Origin of the sequence: Ollibium composti (assembly GCF_004801285.1) — a bacterium.
Taxonomy (GTDB): domain Bacteria; phylum Pseudomonadota; class Alphaproteobacteria; order Rhizobiales; family Rhizobiaceae; genus Mesorhizobium; species Mesorhizobium composti.
The window spans coordinates 370,326-386,033 of sequence record NZ_SSNY01000002.1 but is presented as its reverse complement, the minus strand read 5'-3'; the positions used below and the strand labels follow the sequence as shown (position 1 = coordinate 386,033).

14 protein-coding genes are annotated in these 15,708 nt (G+C 66.1%); 6 read left to right on the top strand and 8 right to left on the bottom strand.

All coding sequences use genetic code 11. The features are described from left to right. Nucleotides 1-164: 164 nt before the first annotated feature. The 4 genes from E6C48_RS05140 to E6C48_RS05125 form a co-directional block, all read right to left on the bottom strand. Nucleotides 165-1,427: a glycerate kinase type-2 family protein gene (locus tag E6C48_RS05140; RefSeq protein WP_136354695.1), complete on the bottom strand. Its 1,263-nt coding sequence runs from the start codon at nucleotides 1,425-1,427 to the stop codon at nucleotides 165-167. Nucleotides 1,428-1,604: 177 nt separating this feature from the next. After that, nucleotides 1,605-2,108, bottom strand: coding sequence for a heme-degrading domain-containing protein (locus E6C48_RS05135; protein WP_136354693.1), 504 nt, complete (start codon nucleotides 2,106-2,108; stop codon nucleotides 1,605-1,607). A gap of 47 nt (nucleotides 2,109-2,155) precedes the next feature. Next, nucleotides 2,156-3,478, bottom strand: a complete 1,323-nt coding sequence (guaD, locus tag E6C48_RS05130; protein ID WP_136354691.1) for a guanine deaminase — start codon at nucleotides 3,476-3,478, stop codon at nucleotides 2,156-2,158. A gap of 184 nt (nucleotides 3,479-3,662) precedes the next feature. Further along, on the bottom strand, nucleotides 3,663-4,880 hold the full coding sequence (locus E6C48_RS05125) for a urate hydroxylase PuuD (RefSeq protein WP_136354689.1): 1,218 nt from the start codon (nucleotides 4,878-4,880) through the stop codon (nucleotides 3,663-3,665). A gap of 136 nt (nucleotides 4,881-5,016) precedes the next feature. Between E6C48_RS05125 and E6C48_RS05120 the strand changes: the two genes are divergently transcribed. Then, nucleotides 5,017-5,937, top strand: coding sequence for a LysR family transcriptional regulator (locus E6C48_RS05120; protein WP_136354686.1), 921 nt, complete (start codon nucleotides 5,017-5,019; stop codon nucleotides 5,935-5,937). A 119-nt stretch (nucleotides 5,938-6,056) separates the two neighbouring features. Continuing rightward, the gene (gene dps, locus E6C48_RS05115; RefSeq protein WP_136354684.1) at nucleotides 6,057-6,545 is read left to right on the top strand and encodes a DNA starvation/stationary phase protection protein Dps; all 489 of its coding nucleotides are present in this window, start codon (nucleotides 6,057-6,059) and stop codon (nucleotides 6,543-6,545) included. 245 nt (nucleotides 6,546-6,790) lie between these two features. Here dps and xdhC read toward each other — a convergent pair whose 3' ends face one another. From xdhC to uraH, 4 genes are all read right to left on the bottom strand, one after another. After that, nucleotides 6,791-7,816, bottom strand: a complete 1,026-nt coding sequence (gene xdhC / locus E6C48_RS05110; protein WP_136354682.1) for a xanthine dehydrogenase accessory protein XdhC — start codon at nucleotides 7,814-7,816, stop codon at nucleotides 6,791-6,793. A gap of 62 nt (nucleotides 7,817-7,878) precedes the next feature. After that, a complete protein-coding gene (gene xdhB, locus E6C48_RS05105; RefSeq protein WP_136354680.1) occupies nucleotides 7,879-10,233 on the bottom strand; it encodes a xanthine dehydrogenase molybdopterin binding subunit in 2,355 nt (784 codons plus the stop codon). A 3-nt stretch (nucleotides 10,234-10,236) separates the two neighbouring features. Then, the gene (gene xdhA, locus E6C48_RS05100) at nucleotides 10,237-11,718 is read right to left on the bottom strand and encodes a xanthine dehydrogenase small subunit (protein ID WP_136354678.1); all 1,482 of its coding nucleotides are present in this window, start codon (nucleotides 11,716-11,718) and stop codon (nucleotides 10,237-10,239) included. Between the two features lie 2 nt (nucleotides 11,719-11,720). Next, a complete protein-coding gene (gene uraH, locus E6C48_RS05095; protein WP_136354676.1) occupies nucleotides 11,721-12,092 on the bottom strand; it encodes a hydroxyisourate hydrolase in 372 nt (123 codons plus the stop codon). A gap of 181 nt (nucleotides 12,093-12,273) precedes the next feature. Between uraH and puuE the strand changes: the two genes are divergently transcribed. The 4 genes from puuE to E6C48_RS05075 are packed head-to-tail and all read left to right on the top strand — an operon-like array spanning nucleotide 12,274 to nucleotide 15,668. Then, nucleotides 12,274-13,704, top strand: a complete 1,431-nt coding sequence (gene puuE / locus E6C48_RS05090; RefSeq protein WP_136354672.1) for an allantoinase PuuE — start codon at nucleotides 12,274-12,276, stop codon at nucleotides 13,702-13,704. A 28-nt stretch (nucleotides 13,705-13,732) separates the two neighbouring features. Continuing rightward, the gene (locus E6C48_RS05085) at nucleotides 13,733-14,566 is read left to right on the top strand and encodes a bifunctional allantoicase/(S)-ureidoglycine aminohydrolase (protein WP_136355014.1); all 834 of its coding nucleotides are present in this window, start codon (nucleotides 13,733-13,735) and stop codon (nucleotides 14,564-14,566) included. A 2-nt stretch (nucleotides 14,567-14,568) separates the two neighbouring features. Continuing rightward, complete coding sequence (locus E6C48_RS05080) at nucleotides 14,569-15,078, top strand: ureidoglycolate lyase (RefSeq protein ID WP_136354670.1); 510 nt, start codon at nucleotides 14,569-14,571, stop codon at nucleotides 15,076-15,078. Beyond that, complete coding sequence (locus E6C48_RS05075; protein ID WP_136354668.1) at nucleotides 15,075-15,668, top strand: nucleoside deaminase; 594 nt, start codon at nucleotides 15,075-15,077, stop codon at nucleotides 15,666-15,668. Before E6C48_RS05080 ends, E6C48_RS05075 begins: the two co-directional genes overlap by 4 nt. The last annotated feature ends 40 nt before the right edge of the window (nucleotides 15,669-15,708 follow it).

Genomic DNA, 15,708 nt, shown 5'->3' with positions numbered 1-15,708 from the left:
CGCTCGCACCTCAGGATGAGGACCGTTGGTTGTCGGCCTTTCCGCTCATGGCGGCGGCACAACTCCCTCATCTCAAGGCACAACTTCCTCATCTTGTGACTGGTGCACGATCTCCCTCATCCTGAGGTGCGAGCGGAGCGAGCCTCGAAGGACGCACGATAAGGCTACCACACCAGGATCGCCCTGAGATCGTTGACGTTCGTGCCGGTCGGGCCGGGCACGAACAGGTCGCCGACGGCATCGAACGCCGTCCAGGCGTTGTTGTTGCTGAGCATGGCCTTGGCGTCGACGCCGGCGGCGCGCATGCGGGAAACCGTCGTGCCGTCGCAGAAGGCGCCGGCATTGTCCTCGGAGCCGTCGATGCCGTCGGTGTCGGCGGCGAGAGCGTGGATGCCTTCCACACCGTCGATGCCGATGGCGAAGGCGAGCAAAAATTCCGAATTGCGGCCGCCTTTGCCTTTGGCGCGCAGCGTCACCGTCGTCTCGCCGCCGGAGAGGATCAGGACAGGCTTGCGGAACGGCCGGTTGCGCGCCGCGACCTCGCGGGCGATAGCCGCATGAACAGAACCGACCTCGCGCGCCTCGCCCTCGATGGCGTCGGACAGGATGACCGCCTCGATGCCCTGCCGCTTCGCCTCTGCGGCGGCCGCCTCCAGCGAGACGGCGGCGGAGGCGATCAGATGCACCTCGTTGCGGGCAAACTTTTCGTCAGCCGGCTTCGGCGCTTCGGAAGCCGGCGTTTCGATATGCGCCAAGACGGCGGCCGGCAGCTTCATGCCGTAGGCGGCGATCGCGGCCAGCGCCTCGGCGCGGCCGGCTTCGTCCGGCACGGTCGGACCGGAGGCGACGAGTGCGGGAATGTCGCCCGGTATGTCGGAGACGGTCAACGACACCACCCTGGCCGGCCATGCGGCGGCGGCCAGCCGGCCGCCCTTGATGGTCGAGACGTGCTTGCGGATGGCGTTCATGGCCGAGATCGGAGCGCCGGAGGCCAGCAACGCCTCGTTGACGGCGATCTCGTCGGCCAGCGTCAGGCCGGGCGCCGGCGCCGGCAGCAAGGCCGAACCGCCGCCGCAGACCAGCGCCACGACCAGATCGTCCTCGCCCAGGCCGGAAACAGTTTCCAGCAACCGGCGCGCTGCCTTCAGACCGTTCTCGTCCGGCACCGGATGCGCCGCCTCGATCACCTCGATGCGGGAGGTCGCGGCACCATAGCCGTAGCGGGTGACGACGACGCCTTGCAGCGGGCCGTCCCACGCCTTCTCGAAAGCGGCGGCCATCTGCGCCGCGCCCTTGCCGGCGCCGACCACGACGGTCTTGCCTTTCGGCTTCGCCGGCAGATGGGCGCGGATGGTCTTTTCCGGATCGGCGGCGGCGACAGCGGCCTCGAAGATGGAGGTGAGGAAAGATTTTGGATTGAAGGTCACGCCGAAAAATCCTCGCTTCGCAAACCGGCCGCCGGCCGGCGCCGCCCCTCACCTGCCTGCCAGCATCCTCTCCCCGTGAACGGGGCGAGGAAGGAGGCTGCGACGGCGCGGCCAGTCCCCTTCTCCCCGTTCACGGGGAGAAGGCGCCGGCAGGCGGATGAGGGGCGGCGCGGCATTTCAGGCATCATTTGCCGGCAATGCCAGCGCCCCGGCATCTTTGCCGAGATGCGCGCACAGCGCCTCCACCACCAAGCCGTGATCGTCACGCTCCGGCAGGCCGGAGACGGCGATAACGCCGACGACGCCGGCATTCCTCACCGTTGCCGGAAAACCGCCGCCGGCCAGCACGTAGTCGGAAACGTCCAGCCCCTCGCCCGGCTTGAAGGTGCGGTCTGGCCGCTGCTGCTCGAGCACCATGCGGTAGGTGCTTTTCAGAAAGCGCTTCACCACGTTGATCTTGCGGCGCGCCCAGTCCGGATTGGAGGCATTCGAGCCCGGCATGGCGGCGTAGAACAGCGGCCGGTCGAAGGTGCGGATGTCGACGACGATGGGCAGGTTTTCCTTGAGCGCCCGCTCACGGATCGCCGTGCCGAGCGCGAAAGCGACGGCCTCGTCGAAGCGGTCGAAGACAAGTTCGGCTTCCTGTCGCTTGATGGTCTGGATGTCGTCGCTCGCGGCCATGGTCTTTCCCCGATCGGCCCCCGCTTTGACCGACAACCCAGCCGCGGTCAAGCCGCGGCGGTCGCCATATCGCTCTTCGCCGGCCGGCCCGAAACGTAGACCTCGCGCACCGTGCGGTCGTCACCCAGCGTCTGCAGGAGGAACAGTTCCTCGGCCAGCGTGCCCACCGTCTCCATTCTCAGCCGCATCGCCGGGATGGCGCCGGCGTCCAGCACGACGATGTCGGCCTCGGTGCCTTCGTCCAGCGTGCCGATGCGGTCTACCAGCGACAGCGCCTCGGCGTTGCCACGTGTGATCTGCCAGAAGGACTGGAACGGGTTCAGCTTCTCGCCTTGCAGGGCGATCACCTTGTAGGCCTCGTCCATGGTGCGCAGCATGGAATAGTTGGTGCCGCCGCCGACATCGGTGGCGGCGGCGATGCGCAGCGGCTTTTCGCGGCTGCGATAGCGCTGATAGTCGAACAGGCCCGAACCGAGGAACAGGTTCGAGGTCGGGCAGAAGACGGCGACCGAGCCGCTGTCGGACAGCGCGTCGGCCTCGCGCTCCGACAGGTGGATCGAGTGGCCGAACAGGCTTCTTTTCCCAAGCAGGCCGTAGCGCGCGTAGACGTCGGTGTAGTCCTTGGCTTCCGGGTAGAGTTCGCAGGTATAGGCGATCTCGGCGTGGTTTTCCGACAGGTGCGTCTGCATGTGCAGGTCGGGGAATTCGCGAACCAGCGTGCCGGCCATGTCCATCTGCTCGGGCGAGGAGGTGATGGCGAAGCGCGGGGTGATGGCGACATGCTGGCGACCCTTGCCGTGCCACTCCGAAATCAGCGCCCTGGTGTCGTCGTAGCCGGACTGCGGCGTATCGAGCACGCCGTCCGGCGCATTGCGGTCCATCATCACCTTGCCGGCGATGTTCAACATATCGCGGGCGTGGCTTTCCTCGAAGAAGGCTTCGGCAGATGCCTTGTGCACCGAACAGTAGGCGACTGTGGAGGTGGTGCCGTGGCGCACCATCTCGTCGAGGAACAGACGGGCTATGCGGCGGCCGTGCTGGGCGTCGCGGAACTTCGTCTCTTCCGGGAAGGTGTAGGTATTCAGCCAATCCAGCAGTTCGGCGCCGTAGCTGGCGATGACCTGCATCTGCGGGAAATGCACATGCGTGTCAATGAAGCCCGGCAGGATGAGATGCGGGCGATGATCGACCGTTTTCACGCCTTCGCCGGCCTTCTTCGCCACGTCCGCATAGGTGCCGGCGGCGACGATCCTGCCGTCGCGGATGAGCAGAGCGCCGTCTTCCTCATAGGCGTAGGCGGCATGGTCGTCGACGGTTTCGGGCCAGCGGTGGAAGGAGAGCGTGCGGCCGCGCAGGAGGGTGTCGGTCATGTCACTGCCTTTCCCCTCCCCCTTGAGGGGAGGGTGGACGATCGCGGTAAGCGATCGGATGGGTGGGGTCGCCGAGCGCGTGCTCGACGTTCGATTCGCGTCGAGTCCAGCGGAGAGGACCCCTCCCGCCTCGCTGCGCTCGGCGCCCTCCCCTCAAGGGGGAGGGGAAGTATCCGCGCCCGCTTCACTTCCCTGCTCCCTCGAACCACGTCACCAACAGGGCGCGCTCCTGGTCCGAAATCTGCGTGACGCTGGCCGGCGGCATGGCGTGGCTGCGGCCGGCCTGGAGGTAGATTTCGCGGGCGTTGTTGGCGATGCCGGCGTCGGTGTCGAGCATCACGCCCTTCGGCGCATGGTAGATGCCCTCCCAGGAGGGCTCGGCCGCATGGCACATGGCGCAGCGGCCCATCACCGTGTCGCGCACCTTGGAAAACTCGGCCGAGGCGATCAGCGGCGCGGCGCTCGCCGTCACCTTCGGCTCGCCGGTCAGCACCTTCGGCACGGTGGACAGCCAGATGATGATGACGAACAGGATGGCGGTGGCGAGCCACGTCCAGGTCGGATTGCCCTTCCGGGCGTGCATCGAGTTGAAATAGTGGCGGATCAGCACGCCCATCATGAACACCAGCGAGGCGATGATCCAGTTGAACTCGGTGCCGAACGCCAGCGGGTAGTGGTTCGACAGCATCAGGAACAGCACCGGCAGGGTCAGGTAGTTGTTGTGCAGCGAGCGCTGCTTGGCGATCTTGCCGTATTTCGGGTCCGGCTTGCGGCCGGCGATCAGGTCGGCGACGACGATCTTCTGGTTCGGGATGATGACCATGAAGACGTTGGCCGACATGATGGTGGCGGTGATGGCGCCCAGATGCAGGAAGGCGGCGCGGCCGGTGAACAGGTGCGTCATCCCCCAGGCCATGAAGACGAGGATGACGTAGAGCAGGATCATCAGGCCTGTGTCGGCCTTGCCGATCAGCCAGCGGCACAGCAGGTCGTAGACGATCCAGCCGCCGGCGAGGCAGCAGAGCGAGATGAGGATGCCGACCGGCACCGAGACGTCGAGCACGTTCGGGTCGATGAGGAAGAGGTCGGCGCCGGCATAGTAGACGATCGCCAGCATGGCGAAGCCGGAAAGCCAGGTCATGTAGCTTTCCCACTTGAACCAGGTCAGGTGCTCCGGCATCTCGGCCGGCGCCACCAGGTATTTCTGGATGTGGTAGAAGCCGCCGCCATGCACCTGCCATTCCTCGCCGAAGGCGCCGGCGGGCAGGCCGGGACGCTGGCGCAGACCGAGGTCGAGCGCAACGAAATAGAAGGACGAGCCGATCCAGGCGATGCCGGTGATGACATGCAGCCAGCGTACGGCGAAAGCCAGCCAGTCCCAGAAGATGGCGAAATCGAGCATGCCCCGTCCTCCTCAACGAGAGGCCGACTTTACGGCCTGCCGCGCAAACGGAAAGATGCAAGCCACACGATGACTTTCAAAAAAAGATAGAAAATACTAGGCTCACTCCAAATCGGCGCGGAGGGAGCCGCTTCGCATGGCCTATCTCGACAACATCGCCGTCTTCGTCCGCGTCGTCGAACTCGGCAACCTGTCGGCCGCCGGGCGCGACATGCGCATTTCGCCGGCGGTGGCCTCCAACCGAATCAAGGAACTGGAAAAGCATCTGGGGGTGCGGCTGTTCAACCGCACGACGCGGCAGCTGATGCCGACCGAGCACGGCACCGTCTTCTACACCGGCGCCAAGCAGGTGCTGGATTCCATCACCGAGGCGGAAGCGGCGGTGGCGGCCCTTTCCGGCCAGCCGCGCGGCACCATCAGGGTCACGGCGCCGCTCGGGCTGGGGCGCCGGCTGATCGCTTCCGGCATTCCGGACTTCCACGACAAGTACCCCGACATCGAGGTCAGGCTGAGGCTCTCCGATCACAATGTCGATATCCTGAAAGAGGGCATCGACGTCGCCTTCAGGCTCGGCGTCATCGAGGATTCCTCGCTCAGGATGCGCGGCATCATGGAGTGCGAGCGGGTGCTGGTGGCGGCGCCGAAATACTTGGAGGCGCGCGGCGAGCCGACCGATCTGGGCGAACTGATCTCGAAGAAGCACGATTGCCTGATGCTGCGCTATCCCGGCAGCAAGGAATTCTTCTGGATGCTGCAGACGCCGCAAGGCCCGCATAAACTGGAGGTGCACGGCCCCTTCGACAGCGACGACGGCGATGTGCTGACCGGCTGGGCGCTGGCCGGGCGCGGCATCATCAACAAACCGCGCTTCGAGGTCGAGCCCTATCTGCGCGACGGCCGGCTGAAGGTCATCCTGACCGGGACGCCGCCGACGCCGGTGCAGTTCGCCGCCGTCTACCCACACAAGAAACTGCAGGACCCGAAGGTGCGGCTGCTGCTCGACTTCATGGCCGAGCGCTGCCAGCGGCTGATCCGCGACCTGCTGGCCGGGCGCTGACGGAACCCGGCGCCGGGCAGCGGCGTTATCGCTTGCGCGGGGGCGCCATGCCCCTCTCCATGCCGTTGCCTTCCTGATGCGGCGATCGCCGCCATATGCCTTACCGACGAGGATATCCCATGGACACCATCACGACCCGGAACGACCTGAAGTCCAACGCCAAGAAGGTGTCGATCGAACTGCTCAACGCGCAGCTGGCCGACGCCATCGACCTGGCGCTGATCACCAAGCAGGCGCACTGGAACATCAAGGGTCCGCAGTTCATCGCCATCCACGAGATGCTGGACACGTTCCGCACCGAACTGGACGTCCATGTCGACACCATCGCCGAACGCGCCGTGCAGCTCGGCGGGACCGCTTTCGGTACCTCGCAGGTCGTCGCCGAGAAAACCACGCTGAAACCCTACCCGACCGACATCCACAAGACCAAGGATCATCTGGCCGCGTTGATCGACCACTACGCGGCGGTGGCCAAGGGTGCTCGCGCGGCGATCGACGAGGCCGACGAGGCGGGTGACGCCGACACCGCCGACATCTTCACCGCCTATTCGCGCGCGCTCGACAAGTCGCTGTGGTTCCTGGAGGCGCACACGCAGGAGAAGGAGTGAGGGTCCGGTCCGTCCGCAGGGCGGATCAAGAGGTCCGGTGGACCTTTTGAAGGAGCCGGACGCCCGAGGCCGTAGCCGAGGGCTGGCGAGGCTTCACCTGTCGGTGCGTCCTTCGAGGCTCGCTCCGCTCGCACCTCAGGATGAGGACCGTTTGGTGCGAACCTCAACAGAGGAGCATCCGCGCCCTACATACCTTGTCCAATGGCGTTGACGTCCTATTCTGTAGCATTGGCGCCCGACCTCCCTCATCCTGAGGTGCGAGCGGAGCGAGCCTCGAAGGACGCACCCGACTTCGCGTCTTCGGCGGCCGCGCCAAGCCCGTGCAGCGCCAGCGCCGTCATCATCTCGGCGGCGGCGAGTGCCGCGATGACGGGTGGGCGTTTGTCCTTCACCACCTCGCCGCCGATGGGCGAGACGAGGCGCGCAAATTCCGCTTCCGAGCCGCCGGCCGTCTTGAGAAACCAGCTTTTGAACGTGGCTTTCTTCGTCTTCGAGCCGATCATGCCGACATAGGCGGCGTCGGCCCGCTTCAGCGCCTCGGCGACGATGAGGAAATCCAGCGCATGGTCGTGGGTGAGCACGGCGAAGGCCGAGCCGGCCGGCGCCTCACGCACCGCCGCCTCCGGCATCGGCGTCAGCAGTGTCCCGACGCCTTCCGGCATGCCTTCCAACTCCTCGGCGCGGGTCTCGACAACGACGGCGTGCACCGGCAGCAGGGCGACCGCAGCCGCCAGCGCCTTGCCGACATGGCCGCCGCCGAAGATGTAGAGATGCGGCAGGCGTTGCTCCTGCCTCTCGGCCGCCGCGATCAGGCCGGCGGCAACAGCGGCGTCGACCGGGCGGATCGCCACCTCTACGCGACCGCCGCAGCACTGGCCGATCTCGGGACCGAGGGGAATGTCTAGGGTGGCGCAGACCTCGTGGATGTCGAAGCGCATGCCGCCGACAAGGCCGGCGTCATTACCCCCACCCCTAACCCCACCCCTCAAGGGGGAGGGGGACTTGACATGCGGCAGCTTCCCCTCCCCCTTGCGGGGAGGGGTTAGGGGTGGGGGTGAAGTGGGAAGGTTGCGCAGCACCTGCCGCGCCTTGTCGATGGCCATGTATTCGAGCTGGCCGCCGCCGATGGTGCCATGGATGGCGGCGGGCGACACCAGCATGTAGGCGCCCGTCTCGCGCGGCGTCGAACCCTTGGTGGCGGCGACCTCGACCAGCGCCACCGGCCCGGCCATGCCAAGAAAATCCTTCAGATCCTGCACATTCGTCGTCATATCCGGCCTCCACGGACCAGGACTGCACGTTCCATCAATATAGGCCCTGATCGCCGGCAGCGCTATTTCGCCGCTTCCGCCTTCAGTCGCTCGACCGCCATCAGCACGCGCTCGGGCGTCGCCGGGGCGTCGAGGCGCGGGCAAATCCTGTGGTCGGCGACGCTGGCGACGGCATCGGACAGCGCATGCAGCACCGACAGGCCGAGCGGCAGCGGCGGCTCGCCCACCGCCTTGGAGCGATGGACCGTCGGCTCGTAGGCCTGACTCCAGTCGGTCAGCGCCACGTTGAAGACCTTCGGCCGGTCAGAGGCCAGCGGGATCTTGTAGGTGGAAGGTGCATGGGTACGCAGCCGGCCCTTGCCGTCCCACCACAGTTCCTCGGTGGTCAGCCAGCCCATGCCCTGGATGAAGCCGCCCTCGACCTGGCCGATGTCGATGGCCTTGTTCAGCGAGCGGCCGGTGTCATGCAGGATATCCGTGCGTTCCACGACGTATTCGCCGGTCAGCGTATCCACCGAGACTTCCGAGCAGGCCGCACCATAGGCGAAGTAATAGAAGGCGTGGCCCTTGCCCTTGGCACGGTCCCAGTGGATCTTCGGCGTCTTGTAGAAACCGGCGGCCGAAAGCTGGACGCGGGCCATATAGGCCTGCCGCACCAGTTCGTTGAAGGAAATCTCCTGGTTGCCGATGCGCACGCGGTTGGGCAGGAACACCACCTGGTCGCGCGGGATCTGGTGCGTCTCGGCGGCGAAGTCGATCAGCCGGTCCTTGATCTGGCGGGCGGCGTCCTGCGCCGCCATGCCGTTCAGGTCGGCGCCGGAAGAGGCTGCGGTCGGCGAGGTGTTCGGCACCTTGCCGGTGGTCGTGGCGGTGATCTTCACCCGATCGATGTCGATCTGGAATTCCTCGGCCACCACCTGCGCCACCTTCATGTGCAGGCCCTGCCCCATCTCGGTGCCGCCGTGGTTCATGTGTACCGAGCCGTCCGTGTAGACATGCACCAGCGCGCCGGCCTGGTTGGACTCGGTCTTGGTGAAGGAGATGCCGAACTTCACCGGCGTCAGCGCCAGGCCGCGCTTGACGAAGCGGCTGTTGGCGTTGAAGGCGGCGATCTCGCGGCGGCGGCGGGCGTAGTCCGAACTTTCCTCCAGCTCGGCGACGATGCGCTGGATGATGCAATCCTCGACCTTCTGGTGGTAGGGCGTGACGTTACGGCTGCCCTTCGCCCCCATCTCGTCGTAGAAATTGAGCTTGCGGATTTCCAGCGGATCCTTGCCGACCGCAAAGGCGATCTCGTCGATGACGCGCTCAGCGCCGACCATGCCCTGCGGGCCGCCGAAGCCGCGGAAAGCGGTGTTGGAGACGGTGTTGGTGAACAGCGGCGCCGACTTCGCATGGACGTGCGGGAAGAAATAGGCGTTGTCGCAGTGGAACAGCGCACGGTCGCCGACCGGGCCGGAAAGGTCGGCCGAGAAGCCGGCTCGAAGCGCGAAGGTGTAGTCGATGGCGAGGATGCGACCCTCGTCGTCGAAGCCGACGTCGTAGTCGATGGCGAAGTCGTGCCGCTTGCCGGTGGCGGTCATGTCCTCGTCGCGGTCGAGCCTCAGCTTGACGGCGCGCTTCAGCTTTTTGGCGGCGATTGCCGCCAGCACGGCGCACTGGTTGGCCTGCGTTTCCTTGCCACCGAAGCCGCCGCCCATGCGGCGCACCTCCACCGTCACCGCATGGCTCGGCACGCCGAGCGCATGGGCGATCATGTGCTGCGTCTCGCTCGGCCCTTGCGTCGAGCAATGGACGGTGACGTCGTCGTCCTCGCCGGGCACGGCCAGCGAAACCTGACCCTCGAGATAGAAATGGTCCTGCCCGCCGAGGCGCATGCGGCCCTTGATGCGGCGCGGCGCTTTTCCCAAGTTGGCCTTGGCGTCGCCGCGGTCGAGCACCAGCGGCGTGGTCACCTGTTTGTGCGTTTCGGCGTCGAGGTTCCAGATGTCGATGACGGCATCGAGTTCCCGGTATTCGATCTTCGCCAGCCGTGCGGCGCGGCGCGCCTGGTCGCGCGTTTCGGCGACGACGCAGAACACAGGCTGGCCGTGGAACAGCACCTCGCCGTCGGCGAGGATGGGATCGTCATGCATGCCGGACGGCGAAATGTCGTTGTCGCCCGGCACGTCCTTCGCCGTCAGCACGGCGACGACGCCGGGGGCTGCCTTCACCGCCGAAAGGTCGATCGACTTGATCTTGCCGTGCGCGACGGTGGCGAGGCCGAGGCCGGCATGCAACGTGCCGGCGGGCTCGGTGATGTCGTCGATGTAGACGGCCGTGCCGGAGACGTGCTTATGGGCGGAATCGTGGGTGTTGGAGGCATGAACGCCGCCGACGATCCTGGCTGCCTTGAGGTTGGGCGTGTGCTTGGTCATGATCTATGCCGCCTCGTAGCGCGAAACCTGCACCGGCGCCTTCGTGCCGGTGGTCTCGACATAGAACCGCAGGAGCAGGTTGCGGGCCGCCAGCGCGCGATAATCGGCGGTGGCGCGCATGTCTGTGAGCGGCGCAAAATCCTCGGCGTATTTTTCCATCGCCGCCAGCACGGTTTCTTCCGTCCACGCCTTGCCGATCAACGCCTTCTCGACCGCGGAGGCCCGCTTCGGCGTCGCCGCCATGCCGCCATAGGCAATGCAGATGGCTTTCACAGTGCCGTCCTTCGCCAGCGCCAGCTTGAAGGCGCCGAGGCTGGCGGTGATGTCCTCGTCGCGGCGCTTGGTGATCTTGTAGACGGCGAATTTCTCACCCTTGGCGGGCACCGGAACCTGGACGCTTTCGACGAACTCGCCCGGCTTGCGGTCCTGCTTGCCGTAAGCGATGAAGAATTTTTCCAAGGGAATCGTGCGGCGGCGGCCGCCCTTGCGCAGGGTGAGCGTGCTGCCCAGCGCGATCAGCGGCGGCGGCGTGTCGCCGATGGGCGAGCCGTTGGCAATGTTGCCGCCGATGGTGCCCATGTTGCGCACCTGCTGGCCGCCGATGCGCTCGATCAGCGGCCCGAGCGCCGGAACGCGCTTCGACAAGAGCCCCAGCGCCTCGGTGTAGGTGACGCCGGCACCGATGGTGACGGTGCCCTTGTCCTCGGTGATGGACTGCAGGCCTTCCAGCCCGCCGATGAAGATGACCGGCGTGATGTCGCGCATCTGCTTGGTCACCCACAGGCCGACGTCGGTGGAACCGGCGACGACGGTGGCCTCGGGCAGCGCGGTGCGCAGCTTGGCGAAATCGTCGACGTCGGCCGGCACGATCAGCCGGTGTTTTCCATTGCCGATCTCGACGCGGGCGCCGTCGCGCAGGGCGGTGAGCCGCTGTGTGATCGCCTTGCGTTCGGCCAGCAGCGGGTCCTTCGACGCCTTGCCATAGGTGGAGATGGCGTGCGCGGCGCGCATGATCGCCTCGTAGCCGGTGCAGCGGCACAGATTGCCCTGCAACGCCTTCTCGATCTCGGCGTTCGACGGATCGGGCGACTTCATCCACAGGCCGTAGAGCGACATGACGAAGCCCGGCGTGCAGAAGCCGCATTGCGAGCCGTGGAAATCGACCATGGCCTGCTGCACAGGGTGCAGGTGGCCGTCCGTGCCGGCCAGATGCTCGACAGTCACCACATGGGTGCCGTCGAGCGAGCCGAGGAAGCGGATGCAGGCATTGACGCTCTCATAGACGAGCGTGCCGGCGGAAAGCCGGCCGACCAGCACCGTGCAGGCGCCGCAGTCGCCTTCGGCGCAGCCTTCCTTGGTGCCCTTCAAGGAGCGCGACAAGCGCAAGAAATCGAGCAGCGTCTCGTCTGGCGCCACGGTGTCCAGCGCCACATCCTGACCGTTGAGGATGAAACGCAGTTGCGAGCGGATCTTCGTCTTCGCCATGGTCAGCTCCCCCTATAGGTGGAGTAGCTGTAGGGCGAGATCAGCAGCGGCACATGATAGTGCTTTTCCTCCGCCATGCCGAAGCGGATCGGCACGATGTCGAGGAAGGCCGGCTCGGGCAGGTTCGTTCCGTGGGCGCGCAGATAGGCGCCGGCGGAAAAGACCAGCTCGTATTCGCCCTTGCGGAATTCGGCGCCGGCCAGAAGCGGCGCGTCGCAACGGCCGTCTTCATTGGTGACGACGCTTTTGAGGTGGGTGCGGTCGTTGCCGGAAATGCGGTACAGCTCTATGGACAGGCCGGCCGCCGGCTTGCCCGTGGCCGTATCCAGCACGTGGGTAGTAAGCCGCCCACCTGCTGTATGATCTCCCGTCAACTGCCGCCTCCCTTCACGGTACAATCGAACACGGTAATGTAATGTGCCGGCATTAAATGCCAAGGATGAGGCCCGGTCGAGCGGAGACCGACAAAAACACTTTCAAAAATTTCGATGGGATAGCGATTGCGGCTTTCGGCTATCCTTCGATCCAGTCTGGCAACGCCAGAAGGGAGGGACCATGCGGTACGTCAGGGACATGCGCGGCTACGGAGCCAATCCGCCGGACCCGAAATGGCCGGGCGGCGCCAATGTCGCGGTCCAGTTCGTCGTCAACTACGAGGAAGGCGGCGAAAACTGCATCCTGCACGGCGACAAGGCCTCCGAAGCCTTCCTGTCCGAGATCACCGGCGCCCAGCCATGGCCGGGCCTGCGCCATTGGAACATGGAATCCATCTACGAATACGGCTCGCGCGTCGGCTTCTGGCGACTGCACCGGCTGTTCACCGGCCAGAACGTGCCGGTCACGGTCTATGGCGTTGCGGCGGCGCTGGCCCGTTCGCCCGACCAGGTGGCGGCGATGCAGGCGGCCGGCTGGGAAATCGCCTCGCACGGGCTGAAATGGATCGACTACCGCGATCATTCGCCCGAAGACGAGCGGCGCGACATCAAGGAGGCGATCCGGCTGCACACGGAAGTGACCGGGCAGCGCCCGACCGGCTGGTACACCGGCCGATCCTCCGAAAACACGGTCCCTCTCGTGGCCGAGGCGGGCGGCTTCGCCTACTGCTCCGACACCTATGACGACGAATTGCCCTACTGGCTCGACCATGACGGCCACGGCCATGCCATGGAGCCGCTGCTGATCATCCCCTACACGCTGGACGTCAACGACATGCGCTTCGGCATCCAGGCGGGCTTCTCCAACGGCGAGCAGTTCTTCACCTACATGAAGGACACCTTCGACACGCTCTATGAGGAAGGCAAGGACGGGCGGCCGCGCATGATGACGGTCGGCCTGCATTGCCGCCTGATCGGCCGTCCCGGCCGCTTCGGCGCGCTGAAGCGCTTCATTGAATACGTTAAAAGCCACGACAAGGTGTGGTTGCCGCGGCGCATCGACATCGCCGACCACTGGCGCGCCACCCACCCCTACAAGGCGCCGGCGCTGCGCCCGTCGACAATGGAGTTCGAGGATTTCGTCCATCGCTTCGGCGGGGTCTTCGAGCACTCGCCGTGGATCGCCGAACGCGCCTACGAACTGGAGCTCGGACGCTCCCACGACACCGCGACCGGCCTGCACAATGCACTCTGCCGCGTCTTCCGCTCGGCCAGCGAGGCCGAGAAGCTTAGCGTGCTGAAGGCGCACCCCGACCTCGCTGGCCGGCTGGCGGCGGCCAAGCGGCTGACGCCGGAATCGGCCAAGGAGCAGGCTTCGGCCGGGCTCGACGCGCTGACCGACGCCGAGCGCGAATTGTTCACCAAGCTCAACGCCGCCTACGTCACCACCTTCGGCTTCCCCTTCATCATCTCGGTGAAGGGCCGCGGCAAGGACGACATCCTGCACGAATTCGAGAAGCGCATCGGCAACAGCCGGCCGCAGGAATTCGCCACCGCCTGCGCCCAGGTCGAGCGCATCGCCCTGCTCAGGCTCAAGGACATTCTTCCCTAACAGGTCTTCACCCATGGACATGACCAATATGGCCAAGCGCAGCTATTACGCACCGAAGGGCGGCCTGCCGCCGCAGAGCGACCTCATCAGCGACCGCGCCGTGTTCACGCAAGCCTATGCGGTGATCCCGAAGCGCGAATTCTCCGATATCGTCGCCAGCTTCCTGCCGTTCTGGGACAAGACGCGGCTGTGGGTGATCGCGCGGCCGCTTTCGGGCTTCGCGGAGACCTTCTCGCAATACATCATGGAAGTGCAGGCGGGCGGCGGCAGCGACCGGCCGGAGCCGGACGCCGGCGCCGAGGGCGTGCTGTTCGTCGTCGAGGGCGAGGTGACGGTGACGGTGGCCGGCAAGAGCCACCGGCTGACGCCGGGCGGCTACGCCTACCTGCCGCCGAAAAGCGGCTGGAGCCTGCGCAACGAGGGCGGCGAGACGGCGCGCTTCCATTGGGTGCGCAAGGCGTACGAGCCCGTCGACGGGCTGGATGCGCCCGATCCGCTGTTCCTCAACGAGAACGACATCGCGCCGCTGACCATGCCGGATACGGGCGGCGGCTGGGCGACGACGCGCTTCGTCGATCCGGCGGACCTGCGCCACGACATGCACGTCACCATCGTGACGCTGACGCCGGGCTCGGTCATCCCCTTCCCCGAGACGCATGTCATGGAGCACGGCCTCTACGTGCTGGAAGGCAAGGCCGTCTACCGGCTCAACCAGGACTGGGTGGAGGTCGAGGCCGGCGACTTCATGTGGCTGCGCGCCTTCTGCCCGCAGGCCTGCTATGCCGGCGGGCCGGGCAACTTCCGCTACCTGCTCTACAAGGACGTCAACCGCCATGCCCGACTGGGCGGCTTCGGGCGCTGACGATGAACAAGGTCATCACCGCCCAACCCCTTACCCGCGCGAGCTTCGCGCCGTTCGGCGAGGTGATCGACTTCGATACCGACAGCCACTACCCGATCAACAACAGCCGCTGCGAGCGCTACCACGCGCTGGTGAAGCCGGAAGCGGCCGGGCCGAACGGGCATGTGCTGGTCAACCTGTTCCGTGGCACGCCCTATGATTTTCCGCTGACGCTCTCCATGGTCGAGCGCCATCCGTTCGGCAGCCAGGCCTTCATTCCGCTGTCGCCGCGCCCCTTCGTCGTGGTGGTGTGCCCCAACGGGCCGGACGGCCCGGACGAGCCGGCCGCCTTCCTGACCGCACCCGGACAGGGCGTGAACTATCCGCGCGGCCTCTGGCACGGCGTGCTGACGCCGGTGGGTGCGCCTCAGGATTTCGTCGTCGTCGACCGCGGCGGCGACGGCTCGAACGTCGAGGAATTCTATTTCTCGCATCCCTACGAGGTACGCCTGCCGGAGGACTTCGCGCCGTGACCGACGTCTCGCTGATCGACCGCCTGCTCGACGTTATCGAGGACGACATCGTGCCGAAGACGGCCGACGGCGTGGCGCACGGCAACAAGCTGTTCGGCGCCGCCATCCTGCGCAAGACCGACCGCTCGCTGGTCATCGCGGAGACGAACAACGAGATCGAGAACCCGTTGTGGCACGGCGAGGTGCATTGCCTGAAGCGCTTCTACGAGATGCCGAAGGCCGAGCGCGTCGACACCGGCGACGCCATCTTCCTCGCCACGCACGAGCCCTGTTCGCTCTGCCTGTCGGCGATCACCTGGACCGGCTTCGACAATTTCTACTACCTGTTTTCCCACGAGGATTCGCGCGATAGCTTCGCCATCCCGCACGATCTGAAGATCCTGAAGGAGGTCTTCACGCTCGATCCCGGCGGCTACAATGCCGAGAATGCCTACTGGAAAAGCTTCTCCATCCGCCGGCTGGTGCGGGCGCTGCCCGAGGCGGAGCGCGAGCGGCTGGAGGCGCGCATCGCAGCGATTTCAGACCGTTACGACGCACTTTCCGGCACCTACCAGGCCAGCAAGGCGGACAACGACATTCCGCTGAACTGATTCCCAGCCAGGGCAGAGGCGGCGGATCGTTCCAGAGCCG